Genomic DNA, 20,244 nt, shown 5'->3' with positions numbered 1-20,244 from the left:
ACAGTAAATGGCTTGATCACTGAAATTATGCGAGACACCGCTCGACAATGAATGCGCCCTCCCTCGCATTGGGGCAGGCGCACTCCTCGCAGGTATGTTTAAGGTGTTGTCAGACCCTCAACTGCCGCGCAACACCAGCACCGAACATGGCGCGTGACGGACGATATGTGCCGCGTTGGAACCGATGAAGTAAGTTGACAAGCCGGGTTTATGCGACGTCATCAATATGAGGTCGCAGTCAGACTTCTCCGCTTCTTCAATCACCTCATGGTAGACAGACCCCATCCGAACCATCAGGTCGATTGTACCTTCCGGAACATCCAGTTTCGATCCGATCTGTTCAAGTACCGTTGCAGTTTCCTTGAATTCTCTCTCTTGCCAGCCGTCCGGAAGCTGACTGGCAACGAAGCTCTGCACTTCCGGACACACAGCCATCAAGTGGATCTTGGAACCGTAGTCACGCGCCATTTGCGCTGCTTTGGCTAGCGCTTGCTCTGCAAATGCGGGTTCGCCGGGATCGACGGGAACGAGGATTTTCTTGAACATGACAAGTCTCCCTGAAGAGTGGTGTTGCCATACTCTTGGCGCTCCATGACACAATTCGCCATGAGGCAGATCAATCCCCTGAAAGGTCTCCAAAATAGCGCCCTGGCGTTACCCCGAAAGCTTTCCTGAACGTTGAAACGAACGCACTCGGCCCTTCGTAGCCAAGTTTGTGGGAAACATCCGAGACGCTGCACCCCGCCGCAAGCAATTCAAGCGCTCTGAACAGTTTCACCTGACGGCACCAGGTCCGGTAGTTCAAACCGGTCTCTGCCTTGATCCTCCTTTCAAAAGAGCGAACGGATGTGGCGCAACGGCCTGCCGCCTCTTCAAGTGAGGGGATATGTGCCGGGCAACGAACCACTGCTTCACACAATTCCCGCAGCCTTGCGTCCTGAGGCATCGGCAACTGCAATGGCGCGGCCGGCAACATCTTGAGTTGATCCAAAATCACCGCAGCCAGACGGCCGGCAGGACCGCATTCGGTTTCAGATCTCGGATAGGACATGAACTCCAGTATCAAGGCTCTGAGTAGAGTGGTCACCTGCATCACCTGAGGTGTGGTCGGCAAATCTCTCGCATACTCGAGCTGGACATAGACATAGCGAATTTCGGTCTCTGTCAGGTATCTCGTTTGATGTTCTACTCGCGGGGGTAGCCAGACCGCACGCTCTGGTGGGGCAAAGAATGTGCCCATTTCTGTGTCGATCGCAATCGACCCCGTGACCACGTGGAACAATTGCGCGCTGTCGTGAGAGTGCCAGCCATTGTGACCTATTCCGGCAGGTGCACTGTTGGCATATCCGATGAGTGGCCCTGAGACAGCCCCTACAGGAAACTCCGACAGCTCCGGATGAATGGCCATTTTCGTTCTCCAAACAATTGGCGAGCCTCAAGAATGCACCGCTTGAACAAGCCATGTGCTGCCGTTTCCTTGACCGAGAGGCAATAGTGGCCCCGTTTCTAGCGGCAGCTTTGGCAACTCAGAAACATATCATGACAAAACAGCGCTAACACGCAGTTTCTATTTGAAGCTAGAAGCAAGTCACTTTCCTGATGGACAGTTTCTCATCGACGGTTTCTGAATGACCTATTTCACGCAAAATTCACATCCCAATGAAATCACGGGCTGGCGCTCTCCCGTTGTTCTGTTGATGATCATGGCCGGTGCCATGCAGCTTTCCTTTGCTGCCTGGTGGAACCTGATGAACAATTTTGCGGTCAATGAGCTGGACTTCACCGGCCGCGAGATCGGAATTCAGCAATCCATCCGCGAAATCCCCGGTTTCCTGAGTTTTCTGGCCGTTTATCTGCTCTTCGTCATGCGCGAGCAAACGCTTGCTTATGTGTCTTTGCTGCTGCTCGGGTTCGGAGTTGCCATTACCGGCTATTTCCCAACAGCCATGGGCTTCTACATAACCACGTTGATCATGTCGATCGGCTTCCATTACTACGAGACGATGGCGCAGTCCCTGTCACTGCAATGGCTGCCGAAGGCCACAGCGGCGGCCAGCCTGGGCAAGATTATCTCTGTCGGCGCATTTGCGCAGCTTGTTGCTTACGGTCTGATATTCATTGCGTGGAAGACCTTTGACCTGTCGTTCGCAACCGTCTTTGCGATTGCAGGCGGCCTGACCCTGGTCGTGCTTGCTTTTCTGGTGATGGCCTACCCGCACTTCCGCGAAGGCGTGCCACAGCACAAGAAACTCATTCTGAGAAAAAGGTACTGGCTCTACTACGCCCTCACCTTCATGGCCGGTGCCCGCCGGCAGATTTTCACCGTCTTTGCCGGTTTCCTCATGGTCGAGCGCTTCGGATACGACGTTCACGAGGTTGCTGGACTGTTTCTGCTGAATGGCGCCTTCAACATGGTTCTGGCTCCGAAGATCGGCAAGCTGATCGTACGATTTGGAGAACGAAAGGCGTTGATCCTGGAATATGTTGGCTTGGTCGGGGTCTTCGTCTGCTACGCCTTCGTGACCAATGCGACGTTGGCGGCAAGCCTCTATGTGATCGACCATGCATTTTTTGCGATTGCGATCGCGATAAAGACCTACTTCCAGAAAATAGGTGATCCGGCGGATATCGCACCGACTGCCGGTGTTGCTTTCACCATCAACCACATTGCAGCCGTCTTCATACCAGTGCTGTTCGGTTTCATCTGGCTTGTTTCACCTGCCGCTGTTTTCCTGGCCGGTGCTGCAATGGCCGCCGTCAGCCTGTTCCTGGCCACGATGATCCCAAGCAAGCCGGAAGAAGGCAAGGAAGTCGACTTCTGGTTTCGCAAGCAGACAGCTCAGCCAGCCGAATAGGGCATCAGAGCCAAGCTGACATAAACAGCACATGCGGGGCGGCGTCTACCGCAGCCCCGTGATCAGAAAATCGTCATTGAAACAATGTATTTAGATCTTCCGCCGATAAGCGATCAGGCCTGCCGTTCAGGAACATGAACGACAAGACCGTCCAGCTCCGCAGATACCTGGATCTGACAGGAAAGGCGCGAAGTCGGCTTGACGTCATACGCAAAGTCCAACATGTCCTCTTCCATCGGCTCGGGCGCACCGGTCTTTGAAGACCAGGCATCATCGACATAAACATGACACGTTGCACAGGCGCAGGCGCCACCGCACTCGGCCTCGATGCCCTGCACCATGTTCTTGATTGCGTTTTCCATCACCGTAGAGCCTTCGGCGGCATCAACTTCGGTCCGGTTTCCGTCTGCGGTGATAAAAGTGATCTTCGGCATATGTCGCGTCCAAGCCCTAGATTGCGGTTCCAGCTGCCCCGAAATAAAGCTTCCGTGCAAAAGGTCAAGGACCATGCAGACTTCATGGGTGTGCATGCGACGAATTCGACCGCTTGGAACGCACTCTGAGTTTGGCGGCTTCCCGCTTACCCTTCCAGGAGATCCCTGATGTACTTGTTGGCTTCGTCTACAGCCGCAACAAGACTTTCGGTCGCTGCGTCCGTTGTCGATTGCATCCTGCCCTCAAGGTTCTCGCAAACATTCGCAACGCGGTCCGCGCCGATCGCTCGCGCGGATCCTTTAAGCGTATGAACAAGATCAAGACGCACCGATCGGTCCGTTTCTTGAGCCAACCGTTCCAGCGTTGAACACGATTGCGACTTGAAAAGGTGCAAAACCTGGACTTCCAGGTCACGGTTTCCAAGGGTGTTTGTCGCCAGTTGCACCAGATCGATGGGTGCTTCCAGTGCGACCCGGCCGGCAACGCGGGCCATGGATGAAGGGGCCATTAGGGGTGCTCCAAACTACTCAATACCTGCCTGACGGCACCCGGCCGCAAGCAACTGCTGACAACGAGCGTGCCCTCCAAGCAGCAAACACCGGGTTAAATCAGCTCGGCAAAGGCGCAGAAGCGGCCGATGTCCCCAAAAAATTGAAATCTTGGTTAACGCAGTTTCACGCAGCTCTTAAAGAGAGTTTAAAAAGTCCTTGCAATTCCGTCATTTCACCGAAGTTGCAAATTCCTGAATTCAGGTTTTGCCGTTAACTTTTTCCCTTCTTTTGACTTGCGGAGAGCACTTCAATTGCGGCAGGCGTCAATTTGCAAACAAGCCAGTCAGGCTTGATTGGGTTGGAAAACCAAGGCTCTGCCCAACCTGCCTCTATGCAGGCACGGATGGTGCGAGCCGGAATTTCCCGCCCGTTATCGTCGAAGAGCGGCAGCTTGCCGCCCGGTTGCGAAAGGCCTTTTTTCAACCAACGCTTTTGTGGAGCAGTCAGATTACCCGCTTTAAGCAAAGCGGAAACTGCTCCTTTTCCAGTGTCTTTCGACACTCTGACCTGCTTCGATTCCGGCATTCAAACTGCCCCCTAAGTGACTCACGCTATTGCCGTTTCTTGTTCGTTAGGAGAGATTGTGCCATTACAGTAACTGATGCGGCAAGATGGGGAGTGAACCGTCGAACGGAAAGTTCGCGGTCGGTCAGCGGCGGCCCTCCTCTAAGAACAGATTTTGTGGCGTTGCAGTGTTTGCAACGGCCCCAGAAGCGACGCATCCGGTAGGTACTGTTTGGAGCTGCTTTTGCAGCTTCGCTGAAATACCGGTGTGTAATGAGTACGGACGTGAGGCGATCCTAAATGGCAAATCCGACAAAGGCGAAAGATCCGGCGGAAGCGGCACTGTCTGCGGTTGAAGAAGCCCTGAAACTCGATTTCGGTGGCCCTGAAGCCGGGACTGCGGAAGCGGCACCTGAGGCGAGCGCAGCTGCTGATGCAGAGCAAGCGCGTGCTCAGCAGGCAGATAACCGGGCATCTCAGCGCGAGGAGCGCCAGTCTCGCAGGCGCGGACGCGGCGGACGCCCACCGGCTGCCAATGACGATCGCCGGAACATCGGCAGCTTGATCTATGCGCTTCAGCGCCGCCCGTCTTCAGCACCATTCTGGGGTGCCCTTGCCCTGAGTGCCGTCTGGGCAGCCCTCGGTGGCAGTCTCTTCATGACCGCCTTCTCAGACAAGGTCGCCTCGCTAACCGATCCGCAGGTGCTGACGTCTTCGCCGGAAGTCATCCTGGCGGTCGTCGGAATTGTCGTCCCCATTATCTTTTTCTTTGTCATGGCCATGATGATTTGGCGCGCGCAGGAAATGCGTATTGTCGCCCGCGGTATGACCGAAGTTGCCTTGCGCCTTGCTGAACCAGAAGACATGGCGAAGGAATCCATTCTCAGTGTCGGCCAGGCCATCCGCCGCGAAGTAGCGGCAATGGGCGATGGCATTGAACGGGCGATTGCCCGTGCAAGCGAGCTTGAAGTTCTCGTGCATAACGAGGTTTCTTCGCTCGAACGCTCCTATAATGACAATGAACTCAAAATCCGTGGCCTGATCGAGGAATTGGTCAGCCAGCGTGAGTCCATCGTGATGAATGCTGAGCGCGTTCGCGAAACCATTGCTGGAGCGCACGAGAAATTCTCGTCGCAACTGTCAGACACATCTGGCGAGCTTGGAACAACGGTCGATCAGGCTACCCAGCGATTGACAGACGCAGTCAACAATCGCGTCGAAGAGCTTACATCGACGGTCGACTCGCGCATTGAATCCCTTGGAGCAACGCTGAATGCCTCCGGCAACGAACTGGTCGACAGTCTGACCGTGCGTGCCGAAGACTATGTTGCCCGCCTGTCCACAACAGGTGGTGAACTGGTCGACAACCTTGCTGAAACCGGCGCCACAATGTGGGAGACGCTGTCGACGCGCGGCAACGAAATCAATGACCGGTTTGCCGATACAGCAAACACGTTTGTTGAAACGCTTTCCGCACGCAGCACCGACATCAATGACACAATGACCACGTCCAGCACGTCGGTGATCGAAACCTTGAGCAGCAAGGCGGACGAATTCCGGTTGACTCTGGAAACAACCGGCAACTCAGTTGGCGAAGTGATCACCCAGCGCGGTGAAGAGATCAACGCCAACCTGTCGCTGACGTCCGGTCGCCTGATCGACACCATCACTTCCCGCACCGAGGAGCTGGTGTCCACAGTTGATACACGCGTCAACACGCTCGACCAGTCTCTCGCGGAGACCGGAAACCGGGTCGTCGACAGCATTTCCGAAAAAGGTCAGAACGTCACCGACACCATCTCCATCCGGGGCGCTGAAATTGTCGAAACGCTTTCCAGCCGCTCAACCGAGGTTGCAGAAATCCTGCGCGGGACCGGCGAAAGCATTGTGGTCGACCTGTCCCTGCGCGGTGGCGAGATTGCATCCAAGCTGGACGAAACAGCTGGGTCTCTCACACAGACCATTTCCGTTCGCGGCGGTGAATTGGCGGAGAAGCTCGACACGATTTCCGAGCGCATCTACACGGCGATATCGATCAATGGCGCTGAACTTGATGAGCGTTTGACGGCCCGCAGCAACGAAATGGCGACCATGCTTGAGCAGCAGACGGTCGGCTTCCGAGACACGCTGGAAGGCGTTTCAACCCAGTTTGCAGCAAGCCTAGGCGAACAGACCGGTAACCTGACGCACAAACTCGCTGAGACCGGTACACAGCTGGCTGAACTCATCGGGAGCCGCGGCGACCGAGTGGCAGGTGATATCAATCAGATCAGCGGTGAGATCGCCGAAACACTTGAAGTGCGCGGACTGGCCCTGCAAGAAGGCCTTTCAACACGCCTCACGGAGCTGGAATCCATCGTTACCGACAAGGGTGGTCAGCTGGTCGATTCATTCGACACCAAGACGCTCCTTCTGTCTGAGGCGCTCGACTCGCGCCTGTCCACGCTCGACACCACATTTGCCGCGCGGATCGACACGATGGACGCATCCCTCGGCAATCGCATCACCGCGATGGACACCTCTCTCGACCAGCGTTTCTCAACCATGGACGCAACGCTCACCGACCGCATCAGCACCATGGATGCGTCATTGGAACAGCGCGTCGGATCCCTGGACAGTTCACTGAGCGAGCGTATCGCCACGATGGACTCTTCGCTTGGCAGCCATATCAACACGTTGGACCTGACACTGGATCAACGCACCGCTGCCTTTGAAGCAACGCTGGAAGCCCGCACACAGATCCTGTCAGATGCCATCGAGAACCGGACAACCGGTATCAGCGAAGCACTGGAAGAAAAGACCCGCAACATCACCGACATTCTGGCGGACCGCTCCGATGCGATCACGTTGCAACTCGGTCAGCGGATCGAATCTGCCGGTAACACGCTTGCCGATCGCGCAGAGGAAATCGGTCAGAACCTGTCTACCCGTGTTGATGGCGCCGCCACGGCAATGGCCGACAAGGCTGAGCTCATTTCGGCCTCGATGACCAGCGGCACCGATCGCATCGACGAAACACTGGACGCGCGTGCGCGCCAGATTTCCGAAACGCTTATTTCCCGCACCAAGGAAATCGCCCAGGCCTTCGTCGAAGGTCAGGATGAAATGACGTCGGCGCTCGACAACAGGCTTGCAGAAGCCGGCAATGTCCTAGGCAAGCAGAGTGAGCAACTGACGGAATCGCTTTCAGAGCGCATTGCGGAAATCAACGTTTCGCTCGGTGCCAAGGTGTTCGAAGTTGCCGAAACGCTCGACAGCCGCGCAACACAGCTGGAAACGATCCTCAACGAGCGGCTGGAGAGCATCTCCGGCACGCTCACCGGTGAAAGCGAGCGCGCGCGCGACATCTTGACGGCCGTGATCTCCGAAGCAGGTGCAACCCTGTCCACCGAGAGCACACGTTTGCGCGATGTGGTTCAGGAAGCGGTTACAGCCGCTGTTCAGACGCTTGCCGACGAGCGCACCAAAACCGTTGAGATCGTTGACGGCGCTTTGAGCCAGGCGACCGAGAAGCTCACCGGCGAAGGCGATCGCATGCGCCAGATCGTTCTGGGATCCGTAGGCGAAGCCCGCGGCGTGCTGGCTGGCGAAAGCCAGAAGGCAGCCGATGCGGTAACTACTGCGATGCAGCAGGCAACCGGCGCAATGTCCGGCGAAAGCGGCAAGATCCGCGAACTGGTTTTGGCCGCAGTTACCGATGCAGCTCGGGCCATGGGCGCCGAGAGCGAAAAGGCCCGCACACTCTATGCCGGTACACTGGCCGAGTTCACGGGTTCCCTTACCGGCGAAAGCGAGAAGGTTCGCGGCGAATTGTCCGGCCTGATCGCCGAGATCTCCGGCAACCTTTCAGCCGAAAGCGAGCAGGCACGCCTGACCCTCGCAAAGACACTGGAAGAAATCCGCGGCCAGATGTCGAACGAAGCAGGCATGGTCCGCGCCCGCGTCAACAGTGCGGTTTCGGAAGCTGCCGATCTTCTGGTTGGCCGCGGCAACGAAGTGGCAAACGAACTGCTGAGCAAGGCCACAAGCCTGAACGAGGCGTTTGGTGCACGCTCTGGCGAGTTGGCCAAGATTGTCGGCACGGACGGCAATGAGCTGATCAATGCTATCGAGACACGTGCCAGCGACCTCACCGGTCGTCTGTCAGAAGTCCACAACGCCATCCTTGAGGCCATTACCGTCAAGGGTCGCGACGTGACCGATACATTTGCGCACACAGGCCTCGACGCGACCCGTTCGCTCGTCGAAGCAGGTGACCGGATTGTTGCCAGCATCAACGAGCGCAGTGATCAGGCCACGACGCTGCTGACCGACACCAAGCGCAGGCTGGAAGCGGACGTGACCGAGATCCTCAACAAGATCGAGCACTCCAACTCCAACCTTCAGTCAATCGTCAGTGTCGCTGGAGAGAACCTGACGGAAGTGGAAGGCAATCTGGCACGTCGCGCAGGCGAGTTCCGCTCCGCCGTCGATCGCGCCGTCCAGGAAACCAACTCTACAACCACCCTGATCGGCGAACAGGTTTCCAATCTGCGGGATGTCACAGACACCACCCTTGCCGATATCCGGAACCTGACCGGCCGCTTCACCGACCAGTCAGAGGAGCTGACCAAGGCTGCGCGTCATCTGGAAGACACAAACACCTCGGTGGAGAGCCGTGTTTCCGAGCGCCGCACTGCCATTGAGGACGTTGCCGATACATTGCTGGCAAAAACGGAAGCGGTCGATACGCTTATGCGATCGTTCACCCAGACCCTGTCGGATACGCTGGAATCGGCTGACGACAAAGCACGCGATGCGGCCAACATGCTGGGCGCAGCAGCGGAAGCAGCATCCAAACAGGTTGCCGAGCAGTTTGAATCGATGCGCCTGACGGCAGGCATGGAAGGCCAGAAGGCAAGGGATGCCATCCGGTCGGCTCAGGATGACATCATCTCTGAAATGACCCGCACCGTCAGCGATGCTTCCGAACGCTTCAATGATGCCGCCGGTCGCATGCGCGATGTTGCACGCGAAGTGCATCGTGAGCTGGAGGCAACACGAAGCGAACTCAAACAGGGCGTTCTTAACCTGCCGGATGAAGCGGAAGAGTCTTCTGCAGCCCTCCGCAAGGTGGTCAACGAGCAGATCCGCGCCCTGACCGAGCTCTCCGAGATTGTGGCCAAGCAGTCCAACGCGCTGGACATTTCAAAGCCGCAGGCTCAGGTCGCGACAGCGAGCGCCGCCCCTGCCCCGCAACCGGCTCCGCAAGCGGCCCCGGCAAGCTTTGCTCCGGTGGCACCTGCGAGCGAGCAACGCCCGCAGCAAACCCGCCCAGCCGAGCCTCGCCGTCAAAAACCGGCCGCGGCGCCGGCAGCCAGCGGTGGGTCAAGCGGCAAAGGATGGGTCGCAGACCTCTTGCGCCGCGCGTCGAGCGATGACGATGCCGGGTCGGACACGGATATGAGCCGGACCCCTTTGCAGACAGTTGAAAGTCTGAACTCGCTCTCCGTCGACATTGCACGCGCAATTGACCATGAGACCTTCATCGACTTGTGGAACCGCTACCGTGCTGGAGAAAGGCATGTGTTTACACGCCGCCTCTACACCCTTCAGGGCCAGCAGACCTTTGACGAAATTCGTCAGAAGTATTCCCGCGATCCTGAGTTCCGAACTGCAGTCGAGCGCTATGTTGCAGATTTCGAGCAGTTGCTGGCTCAAGTCTCCCGCAACGACCGTGACAACATGCTTGGTCAGACTTACCTGACCTCCGACACCGGCAAGGTCTACACGATGCTTGCACATGCAAGCGGTCGTCTCGACTGATCAAAACGCCAAACTCGAAAACGAAAAAGGGTGGCCTGTGGCCGCCCTTTTTTGAGCCATTTGCTTGAGAGGTTGGCTATGTTCAGTCGCTGAAGCCCAGAAGTATCGGGCATACCTATCGTTGAAAAAGACCGGGTGTTCCCGTGTGGCTAATCAAGCGACAGAACTTTCGGACAGGCCCGAAAGGTTGCCCCTGATCTGCTCAATCACGCGCAGAAAATCCGTGATGTCCTGATCCGTCAGCCCGGCAAGCATCTGGCTCTCGACGGCTTTGAGTTTCGGAGCGAGATCTTGAAAGACCTCTCTGCCCGAAGCTGAAAGCTCCAGCAGGAAACTGCGTCCGTCGGCTTCATTGGTTTCGCGTGTCAGAAAACCGCGTTCTTCCATGCGTTTGACCGCTCGGCTTACAACAACTTTGTCCATACTGGAACGCGTTACGATTTCTGTTGCCTGCAATCCAGTTGTCGCGGAGCCGAGGATCGCCATAATCCGCCACTCAGCGGGCATCATGCCATAGTCACGCTGATAAACGGCAGCGAGTGCTCTTGTGACGTCGGAATAAAAGACGCGCACCTGATAGGGAAAGAAACTTTCCAGGTCGAATTCTGAAGTCTGTTGTTCTTTGCCGGCCACTTTCGTCAGACTGTCTGACCTGTCAGCACCAGTTTCGCGCTGCCTTTTCATTGCATTCCACTAAGCCCGGTTGTTTTCTGCCGTCATCTTAAAGGCGACTTAGTTGCACTTGCAACTTGATCAATTGTTGATGACACAGGCTTTTGGCTGCGAAAGCGTGAAATTGTTAGCTTATGCGGAGAAAAGAGTGCTGAGAACCTTCGTCAGACGTTGCGGAGCGTCCAGGCAGCCATCTCTGCAAAAACGCGATCAGCTGACGTGTTCATGGCTTCAACAGCCTTGTCGACCGAAGTGCTGCCTGACGGGGTCTCTGCGCGGAAAACCTTGGTTGCAACGGTGCGGCCATTGCGATCATTCACAACCCGTGCCGAGATCTCCACAACACCGCGATTGGCGCCTTCGACCCTGAGTTCGAATGCCCGGATTTCCGTCTGCAACTGATAGTCGATCAACAGACCATCACCAGGCAACCCAACTCCCCGTAAACGGCCGGTATTCTGGAGTGTCTCCACCAGTTTCAACTGGACCACATTGGGCAAGGTGTCCGCCCATGCACTGTTCGGGAAATAGCTGTAGATCGGTCCCTTGTCGACAACAGCGATATAGCTTGAATCGAGCGCCTTTAATGCTCTGGGTGACGCCACAAGCACCTGAACTCTGCTCGACCGGCCAGCCAAACCACCGACATCAGCGGCCTCGATGCTGTAAAACGCTGAAGGCGCAGAGCTTGCACAACCGGACACAAGCACACCAAGCCCGAGCGCGCCAAGTACGCGCCTACGGCTTATGTCTGTGGTTGCCTTTGTCATATACCCTGCCTTCTTTATCTTCCTGTCAGCGCCGCCGGCCACCCGAGTAGGTCGGCACATCCTCACCGCCAAAGATTACCCTGTTGGGACTGCGCTCAAAGCTTTCTGCTGCACGTTGAATAGAAACCAGCGTCCGGTTGAGCTGCGCCAGTGCGGAGGCAAAGTCTGTTGAACCCTGGGTGGCGAATTTTGAAAGTCCGCCTGCAATGGAATCTGCCCGGCTTTCAAATGCCACGGCCACTTTCCGAATGGCCTGTGCTGCAAGTGTTGCTTCCTTGATGAGGCCTTCACCATCGCCATCCACCATGGTCGACACTTTCTCAACGAGGCTCTCCACACGAACAGATGTAGAGTTCAACGTCGCCGTCATTTGTTTGGCATCGGTAATGATCTGGTCGACATCAGGCGTGCGCTTGGAAAGGTTAGCGGTCATCTGTTCGACATTGTCCGCAGCCTGGCGAGCGCTTTCCAGGATTGCCGGTATTCCATCTTCCTGATTGGCAAGGCCAGCAGCTGCCGTCTCGACGGATCCGACGATATTGGCGACTTTGTCAGGGTCCACTGCTATCAGCAGTTCATTTGCGGTTTCAAGCGTCGTTGCAAAACGCTCAGCAGCCGCCTGCACATCGGTGATCAACGCGGCAATCCGGTCATCCTGACCGCGCACAGTCGCCGACACGGCTTCAAAGTTCTGAACCGTTGATTTGGTGGAAGCGATAATCTCGTTGATCTGGCTCTGCTGATTATTGAAATTGTCTATGACACTGGCCACGCCGTCGACAGCGTTTTCAACCGTTTCCGGATCAACGCTTGCCAGGATCTCGTCAACACGCACCAAAGACGCATTCATGCCTTCGGTGAAGGAACTCATCGAATTGACGACCTCTTCAATCTGAAGCGGGTCGATAGCGGCGGCAATTTCAACACCACGCGTCATGATGGCATCCACTTTCACCACCACGTCGCGTCCACCTTCGATGATTTCCTTGATTGCGCCGTCCTGTTTCTGAACGGCTGCGACGATTGCGTTGACGTTGTGCATTGTCTCGCTGGTCGAAACGATCAGCTTGTCGATGTCCGCGGTGCGCTTTTCAAGCACCTCGCCAAGCGCCGCCGCTCCCTTCATGACCTTCTCGACTTCTTCCGGCTTGACCGCCTTTACGACGTTGTGGACCTGATCCAGGCCCTCGTTCAGCTTTTTCGTGAAGTTTTCAAGTTCCTGGGCGGCGCCCTGGGCATCTGCCATCAACAAGTCAATATCCTTGCTGGCCTCGCCGAGGCTGGCGGAAAATTCAGTTAGATCGTCAACAATGGCCGTAACCTTGTCGGATGGGACGGCTGCCAGCAGCCGCTCTCCCTGGTCGACCAGCCCTTCCATGCGGCCGGCAAGGTTGGAAAACGCGTCGGATGCTTTTCCGATACTGGCCATGAAATCCTTCACGCCGTCGGAATTGGCCGCCAGCGCCGCTGAAAATGTTTCGGCGTTCGTGATGATTTCGGTTATTGCCGGGCGGTTTTCTTTCAACAGATCGTCGATGGTCTTCATCGTCGAGATCTGCACGTTTCAAAACGTCTCGCGCGCCATCAACAATGTCATCAAAGAAGGAACGTTCCGCATAGATCACCGGCACTTGCTCACTGTCCGGTTTTAGCAGCAATGGCGACGAGCTAGACCCTCCGCTCAAGTCGACATAGGCAACGCCTGTCAGGCCCGTGAAATTCAGGGTAGCTTTGGTATCTTCGTGCAGCGGAGTATTTGGATTGATCCGGACAGTGGCGACCACCTTTGTTGGGTCGCCCGGCGCAAAATCAAGTGATTTGACGTCACCGACCTTGATGCCGTTGAAAAGCACCTGGCCACCGACAGGCAATCCTGTCACGGGTCCGGGGTATACAATCTTCAGCTCAACATTCTGCCTGGATTCAGCGGTAACGGCGAGCCAGTACACAAAGCCGAACGCACCGATCAGGATGGCCACCATGAAGGCACCGATCAGGATGTAGTTCGCGCGGGTTTCCATTCAGTTCAACCTATACTCGGCGCAGCGCCCGCTGCCCCCGGAAATACGCCTGAATCCAGGGATCGTCATTTTTCATCATATCGTCCAGTGTCCCGATGGCCAGAACACGCTTTTTCCCAAGAACAGCAATGCGATCACAGATAGAATGAAGACTATCGAGATCATGTGTGACCATATAAACGGTCAATCCGAGAGTCGAACTCAAGTTTGCAATCAGCGAATCAAAGGCCGCCGCACCGATCGGATCGAGACCGGACGTCGGCTCGTCCAGAAACACCAAATCTGGATCAAGTGCAAGAGCACGGGCCAAACTGGCCCTTTTGACCATGCCGCCGGACAACTCAGAAGGTAATTTGTCGGCCGCATCCTGAGGCAAACCAACCAATTCCAGTTTCAGCGTCGCCAGCTCGTCCATCAATTGTGCCGACAGTTTCAGGTGTTCGCGCATCGGCACCTGAATATTCTGCTTGACCGATAGAGACGAAAACAACGCACCCTGCTGGAAAAGCACGCCCCATCGGCGTTCAATCGCCTTGCGCTCCGTCACACTGGCCGTGGAAAGGTCATGGCCGAATACCGATATCGACCCGGATCTTTTGCGATTTAGGCCCAAAATCGTGCGCATCAGCACAGATTTACCGGTTCCCGATCCACCGACAAAGCCCAGCACTTCACCGCGACGCACGTCGAGGTCGAGATCCTGCAGAATGATCTTGCTCCCGAACCCTACGGTGACATTGCGTACGGACAGGACATTTCCTGTGCCTTCACTCGTGTCGGCAGTCGTCTTCTCAGCGCTTTCGGGAGCAGTCAGCGTCATGGCCTGGATCATACTCCAATCGCAGCGAAGAAAATGGCGAAGAACCCGTCTACAAGAATGACCAGGAAGATCGCCTTTACGACAGACATGGTGGTGTGGCGGCCAAGCGACTCAGAAGATCCCTCGACCTTCAGACCTTCAACGCAGGCAATGAGCCCAACGATCAACGCCATGAATGGCGCTTTTACAAGCCCAACGACAAGGGTTTCAGTCGTTATTGCGGCCTGAAGCTGCGTAAGGAAGGCAGCCGGTGGAATGTCGAGGTAAGCCCAGGTCACGAGGCCGGATCCGAACAGCGCAGACATGTCGGCAACGAAAGTCAGAATTGGAAGCGCGATCATGAGTGCCAGAATACGTGGCAGTACGAGCACTTCCGTCACGCTGAGGCCGATTACATGGAGCGCATCGACCTCTTCCTGCATGCGCATAGCGCCAAGTTCAGCGGTGAACGCCGATCCGGACCGTCCTGCGACCATGATCGCGGTCAAGATGACCCCAATTTCCCTGAGCACAAGAATACCGGCCAGGTCGACCACAAAGATATCTGCACCGAATTGCCTGAGATAGAACCCGCCCTGTTGGGAAATGATGGCACCGATCAAAAAACTCATCAGTGCGACGATGGGAACCGCGCCAATACAGCTTCGGTCGAACTGAACAGCAATTGAGATGCTGCGAAGACGCTTGGGGTGCAAGAGCACCGTTGACAGTACCAAGCCGAGCGATCCCAGAATGTGGAGCATCGCCTTGGCGTCCTTGCCGGCATCGACCATCTGACGACCGGTGGCCTCCAAAAACCCGGCAACCGAAAAGCCACTTTTTTCAGGCCGGTAGCTCGGAGGGTGGTGACGGTCGATCTCATCGAAGAGCGTTTGGCGAATGGGTGAAACGCCTGTCAATCCGACCCTGCGTCCCTCAAACTCCAGTCTTCCGCGTGTCCTGTGAATGAGCCATGCACCACTGGTATCCAGGTGCTCGATTTTGGAAACATCAATGCAGGTCAGCCGGTCCTTGCCGATATTCAGTTTGTCGATGAGCTTTTCAGCATCGCCGATGGTGCTGACGGTCCAGTCACCGGACAGCGCCAGAAACTGGTGTTCTGGACCATCCGCTTCGAATTCCATATCCGGTGCAATGTTCTTTTCCAGGAATGCCATTGCGGATGGCTGCCCCCTTGCCGCTACTCAATCATCCTCCGTATACCTGATTGAAAAGATCAGGTCACGGCCTCATAAAGGAGGCTTCGATTTCTACCAACAGACACCTGAGAGCGTAACTCATGGAAATTGCCCGGCCTTACCTTTTGTTTCTTGGGGACGTTCCCGATGCCCTGGCGGCAAAGACCGCGATTGGCATTGTCGACTGGCGCAAAGACTGGTGCGTCGGTCAGGTGCGATTGCAGGGATGTGCGGCCGATACGGGCCTGCCTGACATGTCGATTGGCGAAGGCAAGGCCGCCGGTGCGCAGACACTGGTTATCGGGGCCGTCAACGCAGGGGGCCGGTTGCCGGAACACTGGGTGACCTCCATCGTTGAAGCACTGGATGCGGGTCTTGATGTTGCCTCGGGTCTCCATGTGCGCCTTGGCGATATTGATGTCATCAAGGAGGCGGCAGAAAGAAACGGCCGCCAGCTGCATGATGTACGGCTGAACACAATGACATTTGCCACCGGCAAGGGCACCAAACGCTCTGGCAAACGCATTCTGGCCGTGGGAACGGATTGCTCGGTCGGCAAGAAATACACCGCCCTTGCAATGGACAAGGCCATGAGCGAACGCGGTTACAACAGTTCGTTCTGTGCCACCGGCCAGACCGGTGTCTTCATTTCCGGTCGCGGCACCGCATTGGATGCAGTGATTGCCGACTTTATAGCAGGTGCCGCCGAATGGCTTTCCCCTGAAACGGACGACACCGCCTGGCAGGTGATTGAGGGACAGGGATCCTTGTTCCACCCTTCGTTTGCCGGTGTCACGCTCGGTCTCCTTCACGGTTCGCAGCCTGACGGCTTCATCGTGTGTCATGAACCGACCCGCACCAAAATGCGCGGGGTTGAAACGCCTTTGCCCAGCATTCAGGAAGTCATAGACCTGACAATCCAGTGTGGCCAATTGACCAATCCGGAGATCCGCTGTGTCGGGATCGCGGTAAACACTGCCGCACTCGACGAAGATGAAGCGCAAGCCTACCTTGCCAAAGTCGGTGAAAAGCACGGCTTGCCGGCAACGGACCCGGTCCGTTTCGGCATGGAAGCGATCGTCGACAAGGTTTCAGCTGAGTTTGGTGCGCCATGAGCTTGTCAGTCGAGTTGGTAGCCGAGCGGTTTGAAATCGCCGGAGGATTTAAGATATCGCGCGAAACGCGAACGCATGCGCAAGTTGTTATGGTCACCGTCGGCGACGGCACATCGACAGGTCACGGCGAATGCGTCCCCTACCCTCGCTATGGTGAGACCCTTGAGAGCGTACAAACGCAAGTCGAGGAGATTGCCCCGCTTCTGAAAGAGGGGTTGTCGCGAGAGGCTTTGCTTAGGGCCATGCCTGCAGGAGCTGCCAGAAACGCTGTCGATTGTGCGCTCTGGGATCTTGAGGCCAAACGCTCGGGCCATTCCGCAGCCGTGATTGCCGGGCTGGGTGTTTTAAAACCTGTGACCACAGCCTTCACGATCAGCGTCGACACGCCGGGCATCATGGCTGAAAAGACCGCTGCTGCTGCTCATCGCCCGCTGTTGAAAGTCAAACTTGCAGGTGCAGGAGATGATGAACGCATTGCGGCTGTTCGTGCCTCCGCGCCGAACAGTACATTGATTGTCGATGCAAACGAAGCCTGGGACGAAAGCTGCTTTGACAAAAACATGTCGGCTTGCGAGGCGGCAGGCGTTGCCTTGATCGAGCAGCCTCTGCCTGCCAAAAGCGATGGCCTGCTGGCAGACGCCAATCATCCTGTGACCATCTGCGCCGACGAAAGCCTTCATCCTGGAAAAGGCGTTGATGAACTCCGCCGCAAATACGACGCGGTCAACATCAAGCTGGACAAGGCCGGAGGACTGACTGCAGCGCTCCAGCTTGTTCAGGAAGCAAAGGCAATGGAATTCAAGGTCATGATCGGCTGTATGCTCGGAACATCCCTTGCCATGGCACCAGCAGTGCTGATCGCACAGGATGCTGATTTTGTAGACTTGGATGGCCCGCTTCTTCTGGCTCGAGACAGGTCCCCAGGCCTTCATTTTGAAGGAAGTACGCTTTATCCGCCACAGCCCGACCTTTGGGGCTAACCGATTTTCGTACGCCGGCGCACCAAAGGCGTCAGCGCGAGCATGAAGACCGTACCGGTAAGAGCCACCAATGCCATAAGGTAGAATGGCCAATTTGGATTGATGTCATAAAGCGCCCCGCAGACGCTCAGTCCTATGGCCATTTGTACGCCGACCGAAGTCGCCAACAATCCTTGCCCGGTTCCGGCCCATCGGCTGGGCACGACCTTGGCAAGGATTGCCACGGCGCCAAGATGCGCAGCGCCAAAACTCAATCCGTGCAGAAGTTGCAGCGCGGCCATTGTTTCAAGCGTCTCAGCAAAAGGAAACAAACCCCACCGGACCACCGCTGCTGCACCGGCTGCAAACAGGAAGACCGGAGGGTCAAAACGCTGTGCCAACTTACCGGCAATTGCAAAAAGACCGATCTCAGCGACAACGCCGATGGCCCAAAGCCCTCCGATTGCCAGGTCAGGCACATTTTTCGATTGCCAGTATAGCGTGCCAAAACCGTAAAACGCGGCGTGACTGGCCTGAAAGAGCCCCAAGACGGTCAGGACAGGCCAAAACCACACCGTTCGAAAGGGTGTCGGGGCGTCTTCCGCTTCGTCTTGGGCGTCGTGTTCATCGCGCTGTTGACGCGGTAAGCTCATGACCACAGCGCATGTTGCAAGGCTTGCAGCACAAATCGCAACGACCAGCAGCCAGGCAGATCCTTCCGAAGTCAGTGCTCCACCGGCAAGTGTTGCAACCACAAACCCTGCTGATCCCCAGAGCCTCATACGCGCATAATCTGCACCTGTATTGCGCTGAACATCCAGCGCATAGGCATCGCTCAAGGGAACAATGGGGGCGTTCATCACCATAAATCCGATGACCGCAACACCGAGCATCAAAAGTCCGCCTGGGAGAAAGAAAAGTGCAAGCAACCCGGCTCCCGCAAGAGAGTAGATCATGACCGAAAAACGTCGCTGGCCAGACCTGTCGGACAGATTCGAAAGGATTGGACTCGCACCAATGCGAGAAATCGTACCGATTCCCAGAATTAATCCGATTTCAACCGGGCTTAAGCCCTTCAATCCGAGAACAACCGGGAAAAACGGCAGGAACAGGCCAAATCCAAAAAAATGGCAAGCAAACAGTGCTGAGACTCTTGCACCGATAGGGAACGAAATGTGTGGCATGAAAACCCTGGAAAGCGGCCACCGCAAAAAGATGTTAACGATTTTCATCTTACTCTTTGGGCGAAGTTGACCGTGTTACGGCAACCAACGACCCTTAGGCAAGTTGAGATTCGCGTCCACATGAAAGCGGAAGCAAAACAGGAACAAACAGAGCTGATCAGCGACGCTGAATATCAGACTCTTGAGCAAACCCTGATGGAATCCGACCGCGGGCGTCGGTTCCTGACGGAATTCCTCAAACGGCAAAAGACCCCGGAGACAACGGAGATCCTTGGCGCAATCCAGCGACTTGAGAAAGTCGTGACACGACAGCGCAAGGTGCCCGACCTCGACAAGATTCGCCTCGACATCGCAGACATGCATGAGGCCATCGAACGAACGAAGTCGGAGATCGCTAATATCAAGCAGGAAGAGGACGACAGCAACCGTTTTGTCGATGCCTCTCACGAACTGGACGCGATCGTCACGCAGACAGAAGGCGCGACCCAGTCGATCCTCGAGGCAGCGGAACAAATCCAGGAAAAGGCCTGGGTTCTTCGCGAAAACGGTGCCGATGATGCCACTTGCGACGATATCGACGCAAAAGCGACCGAAATCTTCATGGCATGCTCCTTCCAGGACCTGACCGGTCAGCGGACCAACAAGGTTGTTCAGGTACTGCGCTACCTGGAGAGCCGCATTAATCTGATGATCAACATCTGGGGCATCGAAGATGTTCAGCCAGATGCGCTCGCCGGCCCTGTCGACTCGCGCCCGGATGCGCATCTTCTGAACGGACCGCAACGCGCAGGCACAGGCGTTTCCCAAAACAACGTCGATGAACTGATGTCTGCAAGCGATGATGTCTTCGATGCGGCGTTGAAAGAAAACAGTGCCGAAGCACCTGCAGCGGAACCGGCTGCAACACCGGCAAGCGAAGCAGACGTCGACGCCATTATGGCCAGTGAATCCGACGTTGATGCGATCATGGCCGGTGGCGCTGAACCAATGGATGCCGCCGCAATAGATGACATGTTCGCTTCAGCTGGTTCGGCCGAGGCAGACGAACCGGAAATCGTCGAAGAAGCTGAACTTGAAAGCGCGGACCCTGACGCCATGTTGGACGAAGCAGCTATTGAAAAGTTGTTCGACAACGAAGTCGGCGAGAGCGAAGAAGCCGACGTTGCAGTCCTGTCTGACGTTAATGCGGAAGCAGAAGCGGAAGCTGACGCAGAGTGGGAATTAACGGCTGAAACGACCGAAGCCGAAGGCGATGATCCTCTGGGACAGTTGTCAGAAGCCGAGCGTCAGGCACTCTTCAACTGATCCAACGTTTGGGTGAAGAAAAGGCGCTGCATATTGTGCAGCGCCTTTTTTGTATTTGTCTTACCCTGAG

The 20,244-nt window shown here is 56.1% G+C and carries 15 protein-coding genes; 5 read left to right on the top strand and 10 right to left on the bottom strand.

Going from position 1 to position 20,244, the window contains the following annotated elements; genetic code table 11:
* Positions 1 to 117 precede the first annotated feature (117 nt).
* Positions 118 to 546 (bottom strand): universal stress protein, encoded by a 429-nt coding sequence (locus ACZ1HV_RS25490; protein ID WP_298819398.1) that lies wholly within the window; start codon positions 544 to 546, stop codon positions 118 to 120.
* Between the two features lie 70 nt (positions 547 to 616).
* The gene (locus ACZ1HV_RS25485) at positions 617 to 1,408 is read right to left on the bottom strand and encodes an AraC family transcriptional regulator (protein WP_472716702.1); all 792 of its coding nucleotides are present in this window, start codon (positions 1,406 to 1,408) and stop codon (positions 617 to 619) included.
* A 220-nt stretch (positions 1,409 to 1,628) separates the two neighbouring features.
* On the opposite strand from ACZ1HV_RS25485, the gene ACZ1HV_RS25480 reads away from it, so the two are divergent.
* A complete protein-coding gene (locus tag ACZ1HV_RS25480) occupies positions 1,629 to 2,855 on the top strand; it encodes an MFS transporter (protein ID WP_298819394.1) in 1,227 nt (408 codons plus the stop codon).
* Positions 2,856 to 2,968: 113 nt separating this feature from the next.
* Here the strand turns inward: ACZ1HV_RS25480 and ACZ1HV_RS25475 are convergent, their stop codons facing one another.
* Together ACZ1HV_RS25475 and ACZ1HV_RS25470 are read right to left on the bottom strand one after the other, a co-directional pair.
* Complete coding sequence (locus ACZ1HV_RS25475; RefSeq protein WP_298819392.1) at positions 2,969 to 3,289, bottom strand: 2Fe-2S iron-sulfur cluster-binding protein; 321 nt, start codon at positions 3,287 to 3,289, stop codon at positions 2,969 to 2,971.
* A gap of 146 nt (positions 3,290 to 3,435) precedes the next feature.
* Complete coding sequence (locus ACZ1HV_RS25470; protein WP_298819390.1) at positions 3,436 to 3,798, bottom strand: Hpt domain-containing protein; 363 nt, start codon at positions 3,796 to 3,798, stop codon at positions 3,436 to 3,438.
* Positions 3,799 to 4,645: 847 nt separating this feature from the next.
* On the opposite strand from ACZ1HV_RS25470, the gene ACZ1HV_RS25465 reads away from it, so the two are divergent.
* Positions 4,646 to 10,150, top strand: a complete 5,505-nt coding sequence (locus ACZ1HV_RS25465; RefSeq protein ID WP_472716701.1) for an apolipoprotein A-IV repeat region-like domain-containing protein — start codon at positions 4,646 to 4,648, stop codon at positions 10,148 to 10,150.
* Between the two features lie 153 nt (positions 10,151 to 10,303).
* On the opposite strand, the gene ACZ1HV_RS25460 is transcribed toward ACZ1HV_RS25465, so the two are convergent.
* The 5 genes from ACZ1HV_RS25460 to ACZ1HV_RS25440 form a co-directional block, all read right to left on the bottom strand.
* Positions 10,304 to 10,834 (bottom strand): MarR family winged helix-turn-helix transcriptional regulator, encoded by a 531-nt coding sequence (locus ACZ1HV_RS25460; protein ID WP_472716700.1) that lies wholly within the window; start codon positions 10,832 to 10,834, stop codon positions 10,304 to 10,306.
* Positions 10,835 to 10,986: 152 nt separating this feature from the next.
* Positions 10,987 to 11,592, bottom strand: coding sequence for an ABC-type transport auxiliary lipoprotein family protein (locus ACZ1HV_RS25455; RefSeq protein ID WP_298819380.1), 606 nt, complete (start codon positions 11,590 to 11,592; stop codon positions 10,987 to 10,989).
* Between the two features lie 1,304 nt (positions 11,593 to 12,896).
* Positions 12,897 to 13,613 carry an MlaD family protein gene (locus tag ACZ1HV_RS25450; RefSeq protein ID WP_472716699.1) on the bottom strand — a complete coding sequence of 239 codons (717 nt, stop codon included), beginning with the start codon at positions 13,611 to 13,613 and terminating at the stop codon, positions 12,897 to 12,899.
* Positions 13,614 to 13,623: 10 nt separating this feature from the next.
* Positions 13,624 to 14,433 (bottom strand): ABC transporter ATP-binding protein, encoded by an 810-nt coding sequence (locus tag ACZ1HV_RS25445; protein WP_298819376.1) that lies wholly within the window; start codon positions 14,431 to 14,433, stop codon positions 13,624 to 13,626.
* 8 nt (positions 14,434 to 14,441) lie between these two features.
* Complete coding sequence (locus ACZ1HV_RS25440; protein WP_472716698.1) at positions 14,442 to 15,590, bottom strand: ABC transporter permease; 1,149 nt, start codon at positions 15,588 to 15,590, stop codon at positions 14,442 to 14,444.
* Between the two features lie 122 nt (positions 15,591 to 15,712).
* Here ACZ1HV_RS25440 and dgcN point away from each other — a divergent pair, with 122 nt between their 5' ends.
* Together dgcN and dgcA are read left to right on the top strand one after the other, a co-directional pair.
* Positions 15,713 to 16,726, top strand: coding sequence for an N-acetyltransferase DgcN (dgcN, locus tag ACZ1HV_RS25435; RefSeq protein WP_472716697.1), 1,014 nt, complete (start codon positions 15,713 to 15,715; stop codon positions 16,724 to 16,726).
* Positions 16,723 to 17,706: an N-acetyl-D-Glu racemase DgcA gene (gene dgcA, locus ACZ1HV_RS25430; RefSeq protein ID WP_472716696.1), complete on the top strand. Its 984-nt coding sequence runs from the start codon at positions 16,723 to 16,725 to the stop codon at positions 17,704 to 17,706. Before dgcN ends, dgcA begins: the two co-directional genes overlap by 4 nt.
* Here dgcA and ACZ1HV_RS25425 read toward each other — a convergent pair.
* Positions 17,703 to 18,869 (bottom strand): MFS transporter, encoded by a 1,167-nt coding sequence (locus ACZ1HV_RS25425; RefSeq protein ID WP_298960172.1) that lies wholly within the window; start codon positions 18,867 to 18,869, stop codon positions 17,703 to 17,705. The genes dgcA and ACZ1HV_RS25425 overlap by 4 nt on opposite strands.
* Positions 18,870 to 18,989: 120 nt before the next feature.
* On the opposite strand from ACZ1HV_RS25425, the gene ACZ1HV_RS25420 reads away from it, so the two are divergent.
* A complete protein-coding gene (locus ACZ1HV_RS25420; RefSeq protein ID WP_472716695.1) occupies positions 18,990 to 20,174 on the top strand; it encodes a protein phosphatase CheZ in 1,185 nt (394 codons plus the stop codon).
* The last annotated feature ends 70 nt before the right edge of the window (positions 20,175 to 20,244 follow it).

Source organism: Roseibium sp. JB4-4 (genome assembly GCF_055693425.1).
This window is presented reverse-complemented; position numbering and strand designations above follow the sequence as displayed.

Excerpts from the sequence above, each read along its gene's own strand:
- dgcN (WP_472716697.1), top strand. The coding sequence starts at position 15,713 with ATGGAAATTGCCCGGCCTTACCTTTTGTTTCTTGGGGACGTTCCCGAT.
- ACZ1HV_RS25470 (WP_298819390.1), bottom strand. The coding sequence starts at position 3,798 with ATGGCCCCTTCATCCATGGCCCGCGTTGCCGGCCGGGTCGCACTGGAA.
- ACZ1HV_RS25440 (WP_472716698.1), bottom strand. The coding sequence starts at position 15,590 with ATGGCATTCCTGGAAAAGAACATTGCACCGGATATGGAATTCGAAGCG.
- ACZ1HV_RS25490 (WP_298819398.1), bottom strand. The coding sequence starts at position 546 with ATGTTCAAGAAAATCCTCGTTCCCGTCGATCCCGGCGAACCCGCATTT.
- ACZ1HV_RS25475 (WP_298819392.1), bottom strand. The coding sequence starts at position 3,289 with ATGCCGAAGATCACTTTTATCACCGCAGACGGAAACCGGACCGAAGTT.
- ACZ1HV_RS25455 (WP_298819380.1), bottom strand. The coding sequence starts at position 11,592 with ATGACAAAGGCAACCACAGACATAAGCCGTAGGCGCGTACTTGGCGCG.
- ACZ1HV_RS25480 (WP_298819394.1), top strand. The coding sequence starts at position 1,629 with ATGACCTATTTCACGCAAAATTCACATCCCAATGAAATCACGGGCTGG.
- ACZ1HV_RS25460 (WP_472716700.1), bottom strand. The coding sequence starts at position 10,834 with ATGAAAAGGCAGCGCGAAACTGGTGCTGACAGGTCAGACAGTCTGACG.
- ACZ1HV_RS25465 (WP_472716701.1), top strand. The coding sequence starts at position 4,646 with ATGGCAAATCCGACAAAGGCGAAAGATCCGGCGGAAGCGGCACTGTCT.
- ACZ1HV_RS25420 (WP_472716695.1), top strand. The coding sequence starts at position 18,990 with ATGAAAGCGGAAGCAAAACAGGAACAAACAGAGCTGATCAGCGACGCT.
- ACZ1HV_RS25450 (WP_472716699.1), bottom strand. The coding sequence starts at position 13,613 with ATGGAAACCCGCGCGAACTACATCCTGATCGGTGCCTTCATGGTGGCC.
- ACZ1HV_RS25425 (WP_298960172.1), bottom strand. The coding sequence starts at position 18,869 with ATGCCACACATTTCGTTCCCTATCGGTGCAAGAGTCTCAGCACTGTTT.
- dgcA (WP_472716696.1), top strand. The coding sequence starts at position 16,723 with ATGAGCTTGTCAGTCGAGTTGGTAGCCGAGCGGTTTGAAATCGCCGGA.
- ACZ1HV_RS25445 (WP_298819376.1), bottom strand. The coding sequence starts at position 14,433 with ATGACGCTGACTGCTCCCGAAAGCGCTGAGAAGACGACTGCCGACACG.
- ACZ1HV_RS25485 (WP_472716702.1), bottom strand. The coding sequence starts at position 1,408 with ATGGCCATTCATCCGGAGCTGTCGGAGTTTCCTGTAGGGGCTGTCTCA.